At 72.0% G+C, this 16,437-nt stretch carries 15 protein-coding genes; 9 read left to right on the forward strand and 6 right to left on the reverse strand.

The window, feature by feature from the left end; all coding sequences use genetic code 11:
- Positions 1-119: 119 nt before the first annotated feature.
- The 4 genes from ACFW5B_RS04090 to ACFW5B_RS04105 all read left to right on the forward strand — a co-directional run bounded on the left by ACFW5B_RS04090 (position 120) and on the right by ACFW5B_RS04105 (position 4,132).
- Complete coding sequence (locus ACFW5B_RS04090) at positions 120-1,256, forward strand: energy-coupling factor ABC transporter permease (protein ID WP_386432855.1); 1,137 nt, start codon at positions 120-122, stop codon at positions 1,254-1,256.
- Between the two features lies 1 nt (position 1,257).
- On the forward strand, positions 1,258-2,019 hold the full coding sequence (gene cbiQ, locus ACFW5B_RS04095) for a cobalt ECF transporter T component CbiQ (protein WP_386432860.1): 762 nt from the start codon (positions 1,258-1,260) through the stop codon (positions 2,017-2,019).
- On the forward strand, positions 2,016-2,786 hold the full coding sequence (locus ACFW5B_RS04100; RefSeq protein ID WP_386432863.1) for an energy-coupling factor ABC transporter ATP-binding protein: 771 nt from the start codon (positions 2,016-2,018) through the stop codon (positions 2,784-2,786). The genes cbiQ and ACFW5B_RS04100 overlap by 4 nt, the downstream gene beginning before the upstream one ends.
- Before the next feature lie 152 nt (positions 2,787-2,938).
- A complete protein-coding gene (locus ACFW5B_RS04105; RefSeq protein ID WP_386432866.1) occupies positions 2,939-4,132 on the forward strand; it encodes a serine hydrolase domain-containing protein in 1,194 nt (397 codons plus the stop codon).
- A 57-nt stretch (positions 4,133-4,189) separates the two neighbouring features.
- Here ACFW5B_RS04105 and ACFW5B_RS04110 read toward each other — a convergent pair whose 3' ends face one another.
- The 3 genes from ACFW5B_RS04110 to ACFW5B_RS04120 form a co-directional block, all read right to left on the reverse strand.
- Complete coding sequence (locus ACFW5B_RS04110) at positions 4,190-4,957, reverse strand: MerR family transcriptional regulator (protein ID WP_386432869.1); 768 nt, start codon at positions 4,955-4,957, stop codon at positions 4,190-4,192.
- A 237-nt stretch (positions 4,958-5,194) separates the two neighbouring features.
- The gene (locus tag ACFW5B_RS04115; protein ID WP_386432872.1) at positions 5,195-5,389 is read right to left on the reverse strand and encodes a DUF397 domain-containing protein; all 195 of its coding nucleotides are present in this window, start codon (positions 5,387-5,389) and stop codon (positions 5,195-5,197) included.
- Positions 5,386-6,222, reverse strand: a complete 837-nt coding sequence (locus ACFW5B_RS04120; RefSeq protein ID WP_386432874.1) for a Scr1 family TA system antitoxin-like transcriptional regulator — start codon at positions 6,220-6,222, stop codon at positions 5,386-5,388. The genes ACFW5B_RS04115 and ACFW5B_RS04120 overlap by 4 nt, the downstream gene beginning before the upstream one ends.
- 440 nt (positions 6,223-6,662) lie before the next feature.
- Between ACFW5B_RS04120 and ACFW5B_RS04125 the strand changes: the two genes are divergently transcribed.
- Together ACFW5B_RS04125 and ACFW5B_RS04130 are read left to right on the forward strand one after the other, a co-directional pair.
- Positions 6,663-8,228, forward strand: a complete 1,566-nt coding sequence (locus ACFW5B_RS04125; protein WP_386432877.1) for an alpha/beta fold hydrolase — start codon at positions 6,663-6,665, stop codon at positions 8,226-8,228.
- Between the two features lie 82 nt (positions 8,229-8,310).
- Positions 8,311-9,264 carry a TIGR01777 family oxidoreductase gene (locus tag ACFW5B_RS04130; protein ID WP_386432880.1) on the forward strand — a complete coding sequence of 318 codons (954 nt, stop codon included), beginning with the start codon at positions 8,311-8,313 and terminating at the stop codon, positions 9,262-9,264.
- A 10-nt stretch (positions 9,265-9,274) separates the two neighbouring features.
- On the opposite strand, the gene ACFW5B_RS04135 is transcribed toward ACFW5B_RS04130, so the two are convergent.
- The 3 genes from ACFW5B_RS04135 to ACFW5B_RS04145 all read right to left on the reverse strand — a co-directional run bounded on the left by ACFW5B_RS04135 (position 9,275) and on the right by ACFW5B_RS04145 (position 13,826).
- Positions 9,275-10,126: an EamA family transporter gene (locus ACFW5B_RS04135; RefSeq protein WP_386432883.1), complete on the reverse strand. Its 852-nt coding sequence runs from the start codon at positions 10,124-10,126 to the stop codon at positions 9,275-9,277.
- Positions 10,127-10,279: 153 nt separating this feature from the next.
- The gene (locus ACFW5B_RS04140) at positions 10,280-11,932 is read right to left on the reverse strand and encodes a penicillin-binding transpeptidase domain-containing protein (RefSeq protein ID WP_386432886.1); all 1,653 of its coding nucleotides are present in this window, start codon (positions 11,930-11,932) and stop codon (positions 10,280-10,282) included.
- A 154-nt stretch (positions 11,933-12,086) separates the two neighbouring features.
- Positions 12,087-13,826, reverse strand: a complete 1,740-nt coding sequence (locus ACFW5B_RS04145; RefSeq protein WP_386432889.1) for a dolichyl-phosphate-mannose--protein mannosyltransferase — start codon at positions 13,824-13,826, stop codon at positions 12,087-12,089.
- A gap of 86 nt (positions 13,827-13,912) precedes the next feature.
- Here ACFW5B_RS04145 and rsmI point away from each other — a divergent pair, with 86 nt between their 5' ends.
- From rsmI to ACFW5B_RS04160, 3 genes are all read left to right on the forward strand, one after another.
- Positions 13,913-14,782: a 16S rRNA (cytidine(1402)-2'-O)-methyltransferase gene (rsmI, locus tag ACFW5B_RS04150; RefSeq protein WP_386432892.1), complete on the forward strand. Its 870-nt coding sequence runs from the start codon at positions 13,913-13,915 to the stop codon at positions 14,780-14,782.
- A gap of 251 nt (positions 14,783-15,033) precedes the next feature.
- On the forward strand, positions 15,034-15,492 hold the full coding sequence (locus tag ACFW5B_RS04155) for a hypothetical protein (RefSeq protein WP_386432895.1): 459 nt from the start codon (positions 15,034-15,036) through the stop codon (positions 15,490-15,492).
- A gap of 33 nt (positions 15,493-15,525) precedes the next feature.
- Positions 15,526-16,401 carry a TatD family hydrolase gene (locus ACFW5B_RS04160; RefSeq protein WP_386432898.1) on the forward strand — a complete coding sequence of 292 codons (876 nt, stop codon included), beginning with the start codon at positions 15,526-15,528 and terminating at the stop codon, positions 16,399-16,401.
- Positions 16,402-16,437: the final 36 nt, after the last annotated feature.

Consider the following 16,437-nt stretch of genomic DNA (forward strand, 5'->3'; position numbering starts at 1 on the left):
CCAGGTGGGACCCGCTGTCGGGGTCGTCGCAGCGGTTTCGCATCATGGGCGCTCTTGCAACTTATTTGCAGTGGGCACCACCATTGGCGGGTTGCAGAACCTGAAGCGGAGAAGCCGAGATGCACGTACCCGATGGATTCATCAATGCGCCGGTGTCGGCGGCGACCGGGGTGGTCGCCGTCGCGGCGGTGGCGGTCAGCCTGCGCGGCGCCCGGCGTGAGCTGGCGGGTGCGGGGCAGGGCGGCGCCGCGGCCGCCGAGCGCACGGCGCCGCTGGCCGGGCTGGTCGCGGCGTTCATCTTCGCCGTGCAGATGCTGAACTTCCCGGTCGCGGCCGGCACCAGCGGACATCTGCTGGGCGGTGCCCTGGCGGCGATACTCGTCGGCCCGTACACCGGCGTGCTGTGCGTCTCGGTCGTGCTGCTGATGCAGGGCGTGCTGTTCGCCGACGGCGGGCTGACCGCGCTGGGCGTGAACATCACCGATATGGCGCTCGTGACGACGGTGGTCGCGTACGCGCTGTTCCGCGGGCTGGTCAAGGTGCTGCCGCGGCGGCGCCGCTCGGTCACCGTGGCCTCGTTCGTCGCCGCGCTGCTGTCGGTGCCGGCCGCCGCGGTCGCCTTCACCGGCCTCTACGCGCTCGGCGGGACCGCGGACGTGCCGATCGGCAAGGTCTTCACCGCCATGGTGGGCGTGCATCTGCTGATCGGGATCGGGGAGGCGGCGATCACCGCCCTGACGGTCGGCGCCGTGATCGCGGTGCGCCCCGACCTGGTGTACGGCGCGCGCGGGCTCACCGAGCCGCTGGAGCTGCGCACCTCACCGCTCGCCGCCCCGGCCGACGGGGCCACCCCGGCCGACGAGCCGGCCCCCGTCCCCGCTGCCGCCGCCCCGGCCCCCGCGCGCCGCTCCGTCCGCCGCGTCTGGCTGGCCGGACTCGCCGCCGCCCTGATGTGCGCGGGCGGCCTCAGCTACTACGCCTCCGCCAGCCCCGACGGCCTGGAGAAGGTCGCCCACGACCACGGCATCGACCGCAAGGCCGAGGACCACGCCGCAAAGGACTCCCCACTCGCCGACTACGGCGTCAAGGACATCACCGACCCGCGGCTGTCCGGCGGCCTCGCCGGGGTCATCGGCGTCGGCGCGACGCTGGCCGTGGGCACCGGCGTGTTCGTGGTCGTACGGCGCCGCCGGAGCGCCGCCAGTGCCCAGCGGCCGGACGCGGGTGCCGGGCGCCGCCCGACGGAGAACGTCTGACATGGGCTCCGGGCACGCGCACAAGCTCTACCGGCACGGGCACTCACCGGTCCACGCCCTGCCGGCGCACTGCAAGATCGCGGCGGTCTTCTGCTTCGTCCTCGTCGTGGTCTCCACCCCACGGGAGGAAGTCTGGGCGTTCGGGCTGTACGCCCTGCTGATCGCGGCCGCCGCCGGGGCCGCCCGGGTCCCGGCCGGGTTCCTGCTCAAGCGGCTGCTGATCGAGGTGCCGTTCGTCGCCTTCGCCGTGCTGATGCCATTCGTCGCCGAGGGGCCGCGGGTCGCCGTCCTCGGCATGAGCCTGAGCGAGTCCGGGCTCTGGGGCGCCTGGAACATCCTCGCCAAGGGCACTCTCGGCGTCGCCGCGTCCGTGCTGCTCGCCTCCACCACCGAGCTGCGCGAACTCCTGCTGGGCCTGCAGCGGCTCCGGATGCCGCCGCTGCTCGTGCAGATCGCGTCCTTCATGATCCGCTACGGCGATGTGATCACCGACGAGCTGCGGCGGATGCGCATCGCCCGGCTCTCCCGCGGCTTCGAGGCGCACGGCGTCCGCCACTGGGGCGTGCTCGCCAAGTCCGCCGGGGCGCTCTTCATCCGCTCCTACGAGCGCGGTGAGCGCGTCCACCTCGCCATGGTCAGCCGCGGCTACACCGGCACCATGCCCGTGGTCGACGGCGCTGCCGCCACCCGCACACAATGGACCCGCGCGGCCGCCCTCCCCCTGGCCGCGCTCGCCGTCTGCCTCCTGGGATGGACCCTTTGAGCACCACCACGCCCGCCCCCGCCCCCTCCCTCGCCGTCTCCGGGCTCGCCTACGCCTACCCCGACGGCCACCAGGCGCTCTTCGGCGTCGACCTGACCATCGGCCGGGGCGAACGGGTCGCCCTGCTCGGGCCCAACGGCGCCGGCAAGACCACCCTCGTCCTGCACCTCAACGGCATCCTCGAAGCCGGCGCCGGCCATGTCACGGTCGCCGGGCTCCCGGTCGCCAGGGAGCATCTCGCCGAGATCCGCCGCCGCGTCGGCATCGTCTTCCAGGACCCCGACGACCAGCTGTTCATGCCCACCGTCCGGGAGGACGTCGCCTTCGGCCCGGCCTCCGCGGGGCTGCGCGGCGCCGAACTGGAGGAACGGGTCACCGAGGCGCTCACCCGGGTCGGGATGGCGGAGTTCGCCGACCGGCCGCCGCACCACCTCTCGTTCGGCCAGCGCCGCCGGGTCGCGGTGGCGACCGTCCTGGCCATGCGCCCCGAGATCCTGGTCCTCGACGAGCCGTCCTCCAACCTCGACCCGGCCTCCCGCCGCGAACTCGCCGACATCCTGCGGTCGTTGGACGTCACCGTCCTGATGGTCACCCACGACCTGCCGTACGCGCTGGAGCTGTGCCCGCGCTCCGTCGTGCTCTCCGGCGGGGTGCTGGTCGCCGACGGGACCACCCAGGACCTGCTGTGTGACGAGGAACTGATGCGCACCCACCGGCTGGAGCTGCCCTTCGGCTTCGACCCGCGGTCGGTCGACGTCCCGCGGTGACCCGCCGCTGAACGCTTCCCCCCGGCCCCGGCCCGGCCCGCTGTCCGTGTGTGACGAAGGCCACGGGCCGCGGTCCTGGTCATCAGCACTGACCCGCACGTTGCACCATGGATGGGTCACGAAAGCGACGGATACAGGGGAAGCGGGAGTCAGTGGTGGACGTCCAGGGCACGGTCGAGGACGGCTTCGAGCCGGTCCGGGACGCCTTCATGGCCAACTTCGCGCGGCGCGGTGAGCGGGGGGCGGCGGTCGCCGTCTACCGGCACGGGCGGAAGGTTGTCGACCTGTGGGCCGGCACGAAGGACGGGGACGGCCCCGCTGACGGGACGGCCGCGCCCTGGGAGGCCGGTACCGCCCAGGTGATCCGTTCCGCGACCAAGGGCATCGCCGCCGTCGTGCCGCTGCTGCTGCACCAGCGCGGGCAGCTCGACCTCGATGCGCCGGTCGGCACGTACTGGCCCGAGTTCAAGGCCGCCGGCAAGGAGCGGGTGCTGGTCCGCCATCTGCTGTCGCACCGCGCCGGGCTGCCGATGCTGGACACCCCGCTCACCCCCGCCCAGGCCCTCGACGGCGTCAGCGGCCCCGCCGCTCTTGCCGCCCAGGCACCCGCCTGGGAGCCGGGCACGGACCACGGCTACCACGCGCAGACCTACAGCTGGCTGCTGTCCGAGCTGGTGCTGCGGGTCACCGGCCGCACCCTCGGCAGCTGGATCGCCGACGAGATATCCGGGCCGCTCGGCCTCGACCTGTGGCTCGGGCTGCCCGCGGCGGAGCTGCCCCGGGTCGGGCGGATCGCCGCCGTCGAGCCCCCGGCCGCGCCCGCCGCGGCGGGGCTCCGGGTCCGCCCCAAGCAGTCCGTCGCCGACGCGTACGCCGATCCCGGCTCGCTCACCAGCCGCGCCTTCGGTGCCATTTCCCCGGCCCCCGACGAAAACGCGCCGGAGTACCGGGCCGCCGAGCTGCCCGCCTCCGGGGGGATCGCCACCGCCCGTTCGCTGGCCCGCTGTTACGCCGCGCTCATCGGCCCCGTCGACGACCGCGCCCGGCTCTTCGCCCCCGCGACCCTCACCCTCGCCCGGACCGAGGAGTCCGCCGGCCTCGACCGCACCCTCCTGCTCTCCACCCGGTTCGGCCTGGGCTTCATGCTCCACGGACCGGCCTCGCCACTCCTGGCGCCCGGGTCGTTCGGGCACCCCGGGCGCGGGGGCGCGCTCGCCTGTGCCGACCCCGAGAGCGGGCTGGCGTTCGGCTATGTCACCAATGGCATGCAGCGGAATGTGACGGCGGATCCGCGGGCACAGGCGCTGCTGCGGGCGGTTGCTGCGGTTTCCCACGCGGGCGGCTGATCCGCCGTCCTTCTTCTGCGAACGGGCAGCCTTCGCCCGGCCCGGCCCGGCCCCGGTTCAGCTCAGCCGGGTGGCGGCGTATACCTCGGTGGCGTCCCGCTGGTACGCGGCCAGACCCGGTGCGATCGACTCGTATGCGGCGTGCCAGGCGTCGTTGTCCACGCAGGAGCGTCCCAGGGCGCGGTACTCCTCGGCAGACATGGCCCCGGCCCGCAGTTGGATCAGGGCCCGGTACTGGGCGTCGATCTCGGCCTGCACCGGCTCGGCGCCGGCCGGGTGGCCGGCGGCCATCAGCTCGGCCAGCCGGATCATCTGCGCCGTGCGCTCGCGCTGCCCGGCCTCGACCTCCTGCGGGGTCATCGCGGCGACCCTGCGGGCGACCGCCTCGGCATGCTCGGGGAAGTCCTTCAGGGTCGCCTCGTACTGGGAGGGCCGCACGCCCTCGAACAGGTTCTCCGGTCGGTTGATGCTGGTCATGGTGCTGCCGTCCTTCCTGGACTGCTCCAGTTCGGCGATCGTGCGGGAGACGGTGCCGGCCAGGGCGTCGAGCCGGTCCCGCTCGGCGAGCAGCCGCCGGTGGTGGCCGTGCAGGGCCTCCACCTCGTCGACCTGCTCGGCCAGGATGCGGCCGATCTCGGGAAGTCCTACGCCCAGCGCCCGCAGTACGAGAATCTGCTGCAGCCGAAGCAGCTGGCGCTCCTCGTAGTAGCGGTGGCCATTGGCCCCGATCCGGGCAGGCGGCAGCAGGCCGATCTCGTCGTAGTGCCGCAGGGTCCGGGCGGTCACACCCGACATCCGGGCAACCTCCGCGATCGGCCAGCCCATCGCCGCCTCCCTCACGAACGCGTCACCGGGCCGGTCTCTCCGGCCCTGTTCAGGACGGTAGAAGCTGCCGCAACGACAACTTCAACCCCGGAAACCGGGCTCTCCCGATTCCCCGATTCCCCGATCCCTCGATTCCCGGCTTCGCGCCCGGCACGGCGCCGTCCTGAACGCACAGCAACGACAGCGGCCCCCGCCGCTTGGCGAGGGCCGGGCACTCGGGGTGCAGAGGGAGGCCGGTCACCCGTGATGCCGGGCGAACTCCACGAGTCCCACGAACGCCCCTCGGGTGAGGGTGAGGTGCGGCCCGTTGGGTTCCTTGCTGTCGCGGACCTTGAACTCGCCGGTGGCTGCCGCGTGTTCCGGTGCCCACTCGATGCACTGTCCGCCGTTGTTGCTGTACGAGGATTTGACCCATCGGAGGGAGTCGGTCACGGGATGCCCTTTCGTAGCTGGCGGATCATGGTCACGGACGCCGCCTGGGAGTGCGCGTCGGCCTGTAGCTGATGGTAGGCCGTCAGTATCGGCAGCACCGAGGTGCTTTCCCGTTCCAGATAGCCCTGTTGAGCCGACTCGGCGTACGACATGAGCGAGCGATCCGACAGCGTCAGCACGGTGATGGGAAGATCGAACGGCCGGCCTTCGCCCATCTCGAACGGGGCGATCTGGAGCACGGTATTCGGAAGCTCGGCGAACTCGATCAGCCTCGCCAACTGTGCGTCCATGACGTCGGGCCCACCGACAGGTCGACGGATGCAGCTTTCGTCCAGCACCACGAAGATCAATGGCGGGCGCGGCCGGACCAGTGCAGCTTGCCGTTCGGCCACCAACGACACTCGTTCATCGGCCTGCTCGGGGATGATCGCTCCGCGCTTGACGGCGCTCCCGGCCAGTACGGACGCATACTCCGGCGTCTGGAGCAGCCCGGGGACCACTCCCACCTCATACAGCCGGATCTCCGCCGCCCGCCCCTCGTGGCCGACGTACTCCGGGAAGCCCTCCAGCAGGCTGCCGTGCCGGATCTCCCGCCACTGGCGTTCGAACGTGTCTGCCGTTCCTTCGGTGCCGAAGGCGCGGTCCGCGCTGCGCGAAAAGCGCAAGGTCGGGGGTTTCCGTCCGGTTTCGACCGCGGACATGTGCGTGCTGGAATATCCCATGCGCTCGCCAAGCTCATCCTGCGTCCAGCCGCGCGCTTCCCGTGAGCTGCGCAGACGCGCCCCGAAGGCGGCCTGAGGGCTGGATTCCGGCTGTAACTCCTTGCGGTTCAAAGGGTTTTCACCGACCTTCCGTGCTGTGCTGACACGTTGAGCGGCTCCCGACTGTAGGCCACGCTGAGCTCCCTTACCCTGGCGCTCCTTCGTGCGCGGGTGCACGAGGACTACGCGCGACGGCAGCAGTACGGGCCGCTGGGTCGGTCGCTGTGAGCTGCTCGAAGTGTCAGGCGCTGCGGGCCGAGTTGGCCGAGGCGGAGCGAACCGGCGACAAGTCGAGGGCCGTTGACTGCCGGGTGATGCTGCGGCGGCACCCCCGGCACGACGGCACACCGGTGGAGAGGGAGGGGAGCGAGGCACTCCCGGGGCATGGAGAAGAGCACCCTTGACCTGCTCGCCGGCGTTAACGGGGGGGAGCCCGAAGGGCCGGGACTCTGTTACGTCGCCACCATGTGGCCATGGAAGGGCCGTCATGTGGGGGCCTGAGGGTGTGCGGCATGAATGCTGCAGGTTCTTTCTCCCGGCCCGGGGACGGGTCGGTCGAGAGCGCGGACGGACGGTCACGCCGGTCGCGCAAGGGTGTGGTGCTGACGGCTTCGGTGGGGGCGGGGGCGCTGGCCGCCACACTGCTCGTGCCGTGGAACGCGGGGGCGAGTCCCGGGGCGGCGGGGACGGCCAAGGGGACGATCAAATGGTCCGCATGCCCCAAGGCCGACCCGCCGTACCCCGACCCGAGCAAGCGGACCCGGTGCGGGACCGTGGAGGTGCCGGTCGACTGGGCGAAGCCCGACGGGCCGACGATGAAGATCGCGGTGGCCCGGCAGCAGGCCACCGATCCCAAGAAGCGCCTCGGTGTGCTGCTCTCGAACCCGGGCGGCCCCGGCAACAGCGGTCTGGACGATGCCTACTACGCCGACAGCCCGACCGAGGGCTATGACAAGAACATCCGGAGCCGCTTCGACGTCATCGGCTTCGACCCGCGCGGGATCGGCCGCAGCGGAGAGCTCCGGTGCGACGAGAAGCTCGCCGGGAAGATCCCCGCCCGCCCGAAGAACGCCGCCGAGTTCCAGCGGATGCGCTCCATGAACAAGCAGCTCGCCGACAGCTGCCGGGCGGGCAGCGGACCGGTCGCCGACCATATGGACAGCGTCAGCGTCGCCCGCGACATGGACGCGATCCGCGCCGCCCTCGGGGAGCAGAAGATCAGCTTCCTGGGGCACTCGTACGGCACCCTCATCGGCCGGCAATACGCCCGCCTCTTCCCGCAGAAGCTCCGGGCGCTGGCCCTCGACAGCGCGATGGACCCGTCCCGGCCGGACGCCGGGCGCTTCCTCACGGACGGTTCCGCCGCCGCCGAGGGCGGGGTGAAGCAACTCGCCGACTGGTGCGCGAAAAACACGTCGTGCGCGCTGAAAGGCAAGGACGTGAAGGCTGTCGTCCGGGGGCTCTTCGCGCGCGCCGACGCGGGCGAGCTGTTCGAACCGGGGCCGCACGGCCCGACGCGCAAGAAGGTCACCGCCGACCAGCTGTCCGGCTTCCTCACCGACAACCTGGCGAAGTGGAACCCGGAGCCCACCGCCGAGCAGCTGGGCGCCCTGAACAGCGGCAAGGGCAAGGTCTTCTGGATCGACGGCACCCCGGAGCTCGCCTGGCGCACCGTGCTGTGCCGGGACTACGACTTCCGCCTCCGTGACTGGGACCACTACCGCGAGCTGCGTCGCCAGGCCGCGTCCGCCGCGCCGCACGCCCGCTACAACTCCCAGGCCCTGGACATGATCCTCGGCTGCCAGGGATGGCCGGCCGCGCCCGAGCCGGAGCCGGCCCGTGCCAAGGGCAGCCTCCCGCAAGTGCTGGTGGTGAACGCCAAGCACGACCTGGCGACCCCGCTGCCGGGGGCGCGGCGCATGGCGCAGGAATTCCCGGCGGGGCGGCTCGCCGTCCTCGACTCCGTGGACCACTGGCTCTACCGCAAGTGCCAGTCGCCGCTCCCGGCACGGGCGGTCGACACCTACCTCCGTACGCTGGAGACACCGCCCGACGGCACGGTCCACCCGCGTCGTTGACGGGGCCCGGGGCGGTGGCATCTGCTGGTGCCGGGTGCGATGACCTGCACCCGGCAGTCCGGTGACCATGAGGGGGAACCCGATGAAGATTGTGATACCCGGCGGGACCGGCCAGGTGGGGGGAATCCTGCGCCGTGCGCTGGCCGCCGCGGGCCACGAGGTCGTGGTGCTGACCAGACGTCCGTCGCGGAAGGGCGATGTGGCCTGGGACGGGGCGACGCCCGGCCCCTGGACGGCGGCGCTCGACGGCAGTGATGTCGTCATCAACTTGGCGGGGCGGAGCGTCAGTTGCCGGTACACCCAGGCCAATCTGCGGGAGATGATGGACTCGCGGGTGGACTCCGCGCGGGTGGTGGGCGAGGCGATCGGGGCGGTGGCCCGGCCGCCCCGGGTCTGGCTTCAGATGAGTACCGCCACGATCTATGCGCATCGCTTTGGCGCGGCGCACGATGAGGCGGGCGGGGTGATCGGGGGCGCGGAGGCCGGTATCCCGGACTACTGGGCGTTCAGTGTGGAGATCGCCAAGGAGTGGGAGCGGGCGCAGGAGGAGGCCGTCACCCCGGAGACCCGCAAGGTCGCGCTGCGCTCCGCGATGGTGATGAGCCCGGACCGGGGCGGGGTCTTCGATGTGCTGCTGCGGATGGCGCGGCTGGGGCTCGGTGGTCCGGTCGCGGGTGGTGCGCAGTACGTGTCCTGGATTCATGACCAGGACTTCGTGCGGGCGGTGGAGTTCCTGGTCGACCGGAACGACCTCACGGGACCGGTGAATCTCACCGCTCCGGGGCCACTGCCGCAGCGTGATTTCATGCGGGCGCTGCGGGCCGCCTGGGGTGTTCCGGTGGGGCTGCCGGCCACGAAGTGGATGGCGGAGCTGGGGGCGTTCGCGCTGCGTACCGACACCGAACTGCTGCTCAAGAGCCGCCGGGTGGTGCCCGGCCGGCTGCGCGAGGCGGGCTTCGAGTTCGGGTACGACACCTGGCCGGCGGCCGCGGATGACCTGGTGGGGCGGGTCCGGGCCGCGCGGGTGGCCGGGTGAGCGGCAGCTTTCAGCCGGTGTGCAGCATCAGGCCGATGCCGATGACCATCAGGCCCGCCGCGGCGATCCGGGGGGCGCCGAAGCGTTCCTTGAAGAAGACGGCGCCGATGGCCGCGCCCACGATGATCGAGGACTCGCGCAGGGCCGCGATCGGCGCGAGCGGGGCGCGGGTCTGCGCCCACAGCACCAGGCCGTAGGCGAAGACCGAGAGCACTCCGCCGGCCAGCCCGCGCAGGGCGAACGGGCGGAGTTCGGCCAGGAGCTGGCGGCGGCGGGTGGCGAGCGCGTAGAGCGGGATCGCGAGGCCTTCGAGGAACATCAGCCAGGCGATGTAGCCCAGCGAGCTGCCGGAGGCGCGGACGCCCAGGCCGTCGACGGTCGTGTAGGAGGCGATGGCGAGGCCGGTGGCGAGCGCGGCGGCGAGGGCCGGCCAGTGCGGCCTGGCCCCGGCGCCGGAAAGGCCCCAGAGGGCGACCCCGACCAGGCCCGCGGAGGCCAGGGCGACACCGGCCAGCGCCCAGCCGTCCGGGACCTCGTGGACGAAGACGGCGGCCAGGACGGTGACGGCCAGGGGCGCGGTGCCGCGGGCGATGGGGTACATCTGCCCGAAGTCGCCCAGGCGGAACGACTGCATCAGCAGCACCTGGTAGACGATGTGCAGCACCGCGGAGGCCAGCAGGAAGGGCCAGGCGCCGGCGGCGGGCAGCGGGCTGACGGTGGCCAGCGCGAGGCCGCAGACCGCGCCGCCGCCACCGACCAGGGTGAAGGCCAGGAGTTGGTCGCGGATGCCGTGGGCGATGGCGTTCCACCCGGCGTGGGTGACGGCGGCCAGCAGGACCGCGGCGACCACGAGCGGGGTCATGAGCTGCGCTCGCGCTCGGTGGGCCGGAGGGCGGTCGGGGTGCCCGGGGCGGTGCCGGACGCGGAATCGCACATGGCCCGCACGCTAGCGAAAGCTGTACGGGCCATGCGAACCGGATTCCGGTGGCTGGGACGGGGCCCCGCGGGCGCCCCGTCAGCCGGCGGTGAGGACGGCGCGGACCACCGGGCCCGCGTTGGAGCCGCCGTGGCCACTGGCCGGGACGACGGCCGCGGCCGCCAGGTCGTTGCGATAGGCGGTGAACCAGGCGTTGGGCTTCTTCTGGTTGTCGACCTCGGCGGAGCCGGTCTTGGCGCCGATGTCACCGCTGACCCCGGCCATCGCCTCGGCGGCCGTACCGGACGTCGCGGTCAGCTTCATCAGGGACTTGAGGCCGCTGAGGGTGGACGGCTTCATCGTGCGGGGCGCCTTGGCGAGCGTCCGGTGGTCCAGCGCCGGCGAGACGATGTACGGCTGGTGGAAGGAGCCGGCCCGGACCGTCGCGGAGAGCGTGGCGACGTTGAGCGGGTTCATCCGCACCCCGCCCTGGCCGATCAGCGAGGCGGCCATCTGCGCGTCGCTCTGCACCGGCACCGCGCCGTCGAACGTCGGGATGCCGGTCTGCCAGTTCAGGCCGATGCCGAAGACGTCCCGGGCCTCCTTGGTCAGGTCGTCGTCCTTGAGGTCCTTGGCCTGCGAGATGAAGGCGTTGTTGCAGGACGCCGCGAAGCTCTGGGCGAACGTGCCGTGCTTGATCTCGGACTTGTTGAGGTTCTGGAACTTCCAGCCCGCGACCGTCACGTACTTGGGGCACGGGTGCTGCTTGCCGGGCGAGGTCATGCCCTTGTCCATCAGCATCGCCGAGGTGACGATCTTCATCGTCGAACCGGGCGCCATGGAGCCCTGGGTGGCCAGGTTGAAGCCCTTCTCCGGGGAGTTGGCGAGCGCCAGGATCTCACCGGTGCTGGGCTTGACCGCCGCCACCGACGCGGACTTCTTGCCCTTGACCGCCCGCTCGGCCGCCGCCTGCATACGGGCGTCCAGGGTGGTCTTGAGCGTGCCCGGCGTCCCCTTGGAGAGCACCTTCAGGGTCTTGTCGGGCAGCTGGTCGGCGGGCTTGGCGGCCTTGGCGCGCTGGATGAACAGCTCCACGCCGGGCTTGCCGCTGGTCTTGTCGCCGTACTTGTCGCGCAGGCTGTCCAGCACCCCGGCCAGCGTCGGATGCGCCTCGGGGGTCAGCGCGGCGCCCTTGCGGTCGACGGCCTTGATCGGCGGCGCCTCGGCCTCGCCCGTACGCAGCTGGTCGCCCTTGGCCAGGCCCGGGTGCAGCATCGCCGGCTTCCAGGCGATCTGCGGCTTTCCGGTGGACTTGGCGCGCTGCACGGTCGCGGAAGTGCGGTACGAGTACGCGGCCTTGGTGCCGTTGTAGTCGATCTGCGCGGCGACGGTGTACGGCACCTTGTCACCGGCGGCCTTGCCCGGGGTGAGCGACACCTTCGAGAACCGCGCCTGCTTGGTGAGGGCGGTGAGGGCGCTCTTGCACTTGTCCGGGTCGTCCGTCATCCCGGCCGCCTTGGCCGCGTCGCCGGACTGCCACGCGGTCAGGAACTCCCGTGACGTCGTCTGCACTTCCTTGGCCGACAGCGGGCCGGCCGGCACCTCGGTGCCGTCCTCGCCCGACTTGGCATCCGCCGAGTTGACCTCCTGCGACGACTCGTCCGAGCCGCCGAACAGCGTCAGGCCGCCCACGACTCCCGCCACCAGGGCCACCGATCCGCCGATCAGCCCGTACTTCACCTCACGGCGCATGCCACCGATTCCCTCCAAGAGCCTCGTCCCTGAATACGCACACAAGAACGTGCCTCGCACTCTATGGGACACGGGAGGGCAGTGAGTCTCGATACGGGCACGGTCCGGTGACGCGCTGTTGTACGGCTGTTACGGAACTGTCGAATTGGCGCCGCTAGACCCAGGTGTCGAACCACATCCTGTTGTGCCAGGCCGACTTGGGGATCGGCATTCCCGTATAGAGGGGGTAGAAGTAGATGAAGTTCCATGCGATCAGGAGAACCAGGACACCGGCGCCGACCGCGCCGATGGTGCGGCGGCGCTCCGTCGAGCCCGGCGGCCCGACGATCGCGCCGGTCATCATCGCCAGCGCCAGACACAGGAACGGGACGAACACCACCGCGTAGAAAAGGAAGATGGTCCGTTCCTGGTAGAGGAACCACGGCAGATAGCCGGCCGCCACGCCGCAGGCGATCGCGCCGGCCCGCCAGTCCCGCTTGAACAGCCAGCGGTAGAGCACGTAGAGCAGCGCGAAGCAGGCCGCCCACCACAGCAGCGGGGTGCCCAGCGCCAGCACCTCGCGGGCGCAGCCCTCGGCCGCCGTGCAGCCGTCCTGACCGGCCTTGGGGTCCTCGTAGAAGTACGAGACCGGCCGGCCCAGGACCAGCCAGCTCCACGGGTTGGACTGGTAGGTGTGCGGGGTGGTCAGTCCGGTGTGGAAGGAGTAGACCTCGGTCTGGTAGTGCCACAGGCTGCGCAGCCAGTCCGGCAGCCAGGTCCAGCCGCCGGTACGGCCCTCCGGTGAGGTCGCCCAGTCGCGGTAGTAGCCGCCCTTGGTGGCGATCCAGCCCGACCAGGACGCGAGGTAGGCGGCGAGCGCGACGACGACGGTGGACCCGAAGGCGGGCAGCACATCGCGGCGCAGCGTCGAACGGAACGGGTGCCGGGCGCCGGCCGTACGCCGTGCCGCGACATCCCACAGCACCGCCATCAGCGCGAAGGCCGCGAGGTAGTACAGACCGTTCCACTTCGTCGCCGCGGACAGGCCCAGGCACAGCCCGGCCGCGATCCGCCACGGGCGCAGCCCGAGCCGCAGCCGGTCCCCGACGCCGTCGTCGGGGCGCGTCACCCCGTCCGGACCCACCGGCAGCGCCGCCGCCAGCCGCGCTCTGGTGCGGTCCCGGTCCACCAGCAGACAGCCGAACGCGGCCAGCACCCAGAACATCACCAGCAGATCGAGCAGTGCGGTCCGGCTCATCACGAAGTGCAGCCCGTCCACCGCCAGCAGGGTGCCCGCGAGACAGCCCAGCGCCGTCGAGCGCAGCAGCCGGCGGCCGATCCGGCAGACCAGCAGCACCGAAAGGGTGCCGACCAGCGCCACCGTGAACCGCCAGCCGAAGGGGTTCATCCCGAAGACGCTCTCACCGGCCGCGATCATCCACTTGCCCAGCGGCGGGTGGACGACATACGAGTGCTCCGGCGAGAGCAGCAGCTGCGGCGGATGCCCGACCAGCGCGTCATTGGCGTTCTTCGCCCAGGTGCCCTCATAGCCGTACTGCAGCAGCGACCAGGCGTCCTTGGGGTAGTACGTCTCGTCGAATATCACCTTCCGCGGGCTGCCGAGGTGCCAGAACCGCAGCACCCCGGCGAACAGCGCCACCAGCAGCGGACCGGCCCAGGCCGACCAGCGCGCCAGCCGGGCCGCGGCCTCCGGGCCCGCGCCGAACACGGCCCACAGCCGGCCGCCCGGCTCGGGGAAGGCGGGCACCAGCCGCGCGCGGACATCGGTCTGCGGGCGGTCGGGAAGCCCGAAGCGGCGCAGTCGCCGCTGCCACACGGGGGGCGCTCCCGGCGGCTCCGGGGCGTGCTGCGCGGCGGCGTCGGTCGCGGTGGTGTCACTCGTCACCCGGCCCATCGTAGGGAAGCCGCCGGTGCGCGGCGGGGAGCGCACCGGGGAGGCCGACCGGCCGGACCACGCCGGCGCCCTGGGAGGATGGGGAGGTGACTGGAACGCTGGTACTTGCAGGGACGCCCATCGGGGAGATCGCGGACGCGCCGCCGCGGCTCGCCGCCGAGCTGGCCGCCGCCGATGTGATCGCCGCCGAGGACACCCGGCGGCTGCGGCGGCTGACCCAGGCACTGGAGGTCCAGCCGTCCGGGCGGATCGTGTCGTACTTCGAGGGCAACGAGGCGGCCCGGACGCCCGAGCTGGCCGAGGCGCTGGCCGGCGGGGCGCGGGTGCTGCTGGTCACCGACGCGGGCATGCCCTCGGTCTCCGACCCGGGCTACCGGCTGGTCGCCGCCGCGGTCGAGCGGGACATCAAGGTCACCGCCGTACCGGGCCCCAGCGCGGTGCTCACCGCGCTGGCCGTCTCCGGGCTGCCGGTGGACCGCTTCTGCTTCGAGGGGTTCCTGCCCCGCAAGGGCGGCGAGCGGCGCACCCGGCTGCGCGAGGTCGCCGACGAGCGGCGCACCCTCGTCTACTTCGAGGCACCGCACCGGCTGGACGACACCCTCGCCGCGATGGCCGAGATCTTCGGCCCCGGCCGGCGCGCGGCGGTCTGCCGGGAGCTGACCAAGACCTACGAGGAGGTCAGGCGCGGGCCGCTGGCGGAGCTGGTGACCTGGGCCGCCGAGGGCGTACGCGGCGAGATCACCGTGGTCGTCGAGGGCGCCCCGGACAGCGGGCCGCAGGAGCTGGACGCCGAGGAGCTGGTGCGCCGGGTGCGGATCCGCGAGGAGGCCGGGGAGCGCCGCAAGGAAGCCATCGCCGCGGTGGCCGCGGACGCCGGGCTGCCCAAGCGGGAGGTCTTCGACGCGGTGGTCGCCGCGAAGAACGCCGCGAAAACCGACTCATCAGAAGGTAAATGACTGGCCTGAAAGGTAAAGAACTGGCCGCGATGGCGGGGACTTTTCCCTGCCCCCGGCCAAATCTGCACCAATACGGTCGGCGAGCTGCTGCTTTGTGACCGGGAAAGGCGTCCACTGGACCAGGGACGCACGGTTCCCGAAGACCTTGTCCGGAGGACAAGAGGAGCGCAGCACATGAGCGAACGTAGTGAGCGAATCATCGAGGGGTGCGCGCCGAGCGAGTGCGAGGCCGAGCGAAGCGAGGTTTCGGCATGAGCGATTTCGCCAGGACCACCGGAGTTTCCACGACGGCCACGGGCGGGGCGCACCCCGATCCGCAGGCCGATGCCGCCGCGCACGAGGCGTACTCCTTCGCCTGTATGCGGTGCGGCCATGGCTGGGAACAGGCCTACGACATAGTCCATCAGGTCGACGGCAAGGGGGAGCTGCACGTTGTCTACTACGCGGACGGCGTGCGCGTCCCCTCCCCGCTGACCCGTCCGACCTGCGTGAACTGCGGCACCGACATCGTCCGCATCATGCGCTCCGGACAGGTCTCGATGGTCTCCGCCGCGATGGCGAGCATGCACCAGCGCCAGCACGGCAGCGAGAAGAAGGCCTCCCCCGCGGCGGACCCGGACGCCACCGGCACCGCCGGTGGCGAGGACTCCGGACGCCACCACTGGCACCTCTCCGACCTGCTGCATCCCTTCCAGCACCACCGCAAGTGAGGTACCGGCCGCGCCCCTCGTAGGATCGCGGCCATGGCACCGCAGGACAAGAACACCCCGCCGCCGCTGCCCGAACCGCTTCGGGTGGCGGTGGCGGATTCGCACACCCACCTCGATATGCAGGAGGGCTCCGTCGAGGAGTCGCTCGCCAAGGCCGCCTCCGTCGGGGTGACCACCGTCGTGCAGGTGGGGTGCGACCTGGCCGGTTCGCGCTGGGCCGCCGACACCGCCGCGGCCCACGACAGCGTGCACGCCACCGTCGCCCTGCACCCCAACGAGGCGCCCCGGATCGTCCTCGGTGATCCGGACGGCTGGTCCCGGCAGGGCGCCCGGGAGGCCGGCGGCGACAGCGCCCTGGACGAGGCGCTCGCCGAGATCGACCGGCTGGCCGCCCTGCCGCAGGTCCGCGGCGTCGGCGAGACCGGACTCGACTACTTCCGCACCGGCCCCGAGGGCATGGCCGCCCAGGAAACCTCGTTCCGCGCCCATATCGAGATCGCCAAGCGGCACGGCAAAGCCCTGGTCATCCACGACCGCGAGGCCCACGACGACGTGCTGCGCATCCTGCGCGAGGAGGGCGCGCCCGACCGGGTCGTCTTCCACTGCTACTCCGGCGACGCCGAAATGGCCAGGATCTGCGCCGCGGCCGGCTACTTCATGTCCTTCGCCGGCAACGTCACCTTCAAGAACGCCCAGCCACTGCGCGACGCGCTCGCCGTCGCCCCGCCCGAGCTGGTCCTCGTCGAGACCGACGCCCCCTTCCTCACCCCCGCCCCGTACCGCGGACGGGCCAACGCCCCGTACCTCATTCCGGTCACGCTGCGGGCGATGGCCGACGTCACGGGGGTGACGGAGGACGCGATGGCCACCGCCGTCGCGGCGAACACGGCGCGGGCCTTCGGTTACTGACGGTTCGGGGGCCGGCTTCCGACGGTTTCCGAAGGC

This window comes from Streptomyces sp. NPDC058773 (genome assembly GCF_042746015.1).
Classification (GTDB): Bacteria; Actinomycetota; Actinomycetes; order Streptomycetales; family Streptomycetaceae; genus Streptomyces.

Bases quoted from the DNA above. Each gene is read 5' to 3' on its own strand.
- ACFW5B_RS04090 (WP_386432855.1), top strand. From the start codon at position 120: ATGCACGTACCCGATGGATTCATCAATGCGCCGGTGTCGGCGGCGACC.
- cbiQ (WP_386432860.1), top strand. From the start codon at position 1,258: ATGGGCTCCGGGCACGCGCACAAGCTCTACCGGCACGGGCACTCACCG.
- ACFW5B_RS04110 (WP_386432869.1), bottom strand. From the start codon at position 4,957: ATGGGCTGGCCGATCGCGGAGGTTGCCCGGATGTCGGGTGTGACCGCC.
- ACFW5B_RS04125 (WP_386432877.1), top strand. From the start codon at position 6,663: ATGAATGCTGCAGGTTCTTTCTCCCGGCCCGGGGACGGGTCGGTCGAG.
- ACFW5B_RS04130 (WP_386432880.1), top strand. From the start codon at position 8,311: ATGAAGATTGTGATACCCGGCGGGACCGGCCAGGTGGGGGGAATCCTG.
- ACFW5B_RS04135 (WP_386432883.1), bottom strand. From the start codon at position 10,126: ATGACCCCGCTCGTGGTCGCCGCGGTCCTGCTGGCCGCCGTCACCCAC.
- ACFW5B_RS04140 (WP_386432886.1), bottom strand. From the start codon at position 11,932: ATGCGCCGTGAGGTGAAGTACGGGCTGATCGGCGGATCGGTGGCCCTG.
- ACFW5B_RS04145 (WP_386432889.1), bottom strand. From the start codon at position 13,826: ATGGGCCGGGTGACGAGTGACACCACCGCGACCGACGCCGCCGCGCAG.
- ACFW5B_RS04155 (WP_386432895.1), top strand. From the start codon at position 15,034: ATGAGCGATTTCGCCAGGACCACCGGAGTTTCCACGACGGCCACGGGC.
- ACFW5B_RS04160 (WP_386432898.1), top strand. From the start codon at position 15,526: ATGGCACCGCAGGACAAGAACACCCCGCCGCCGCTGCCCGAACCGCTT.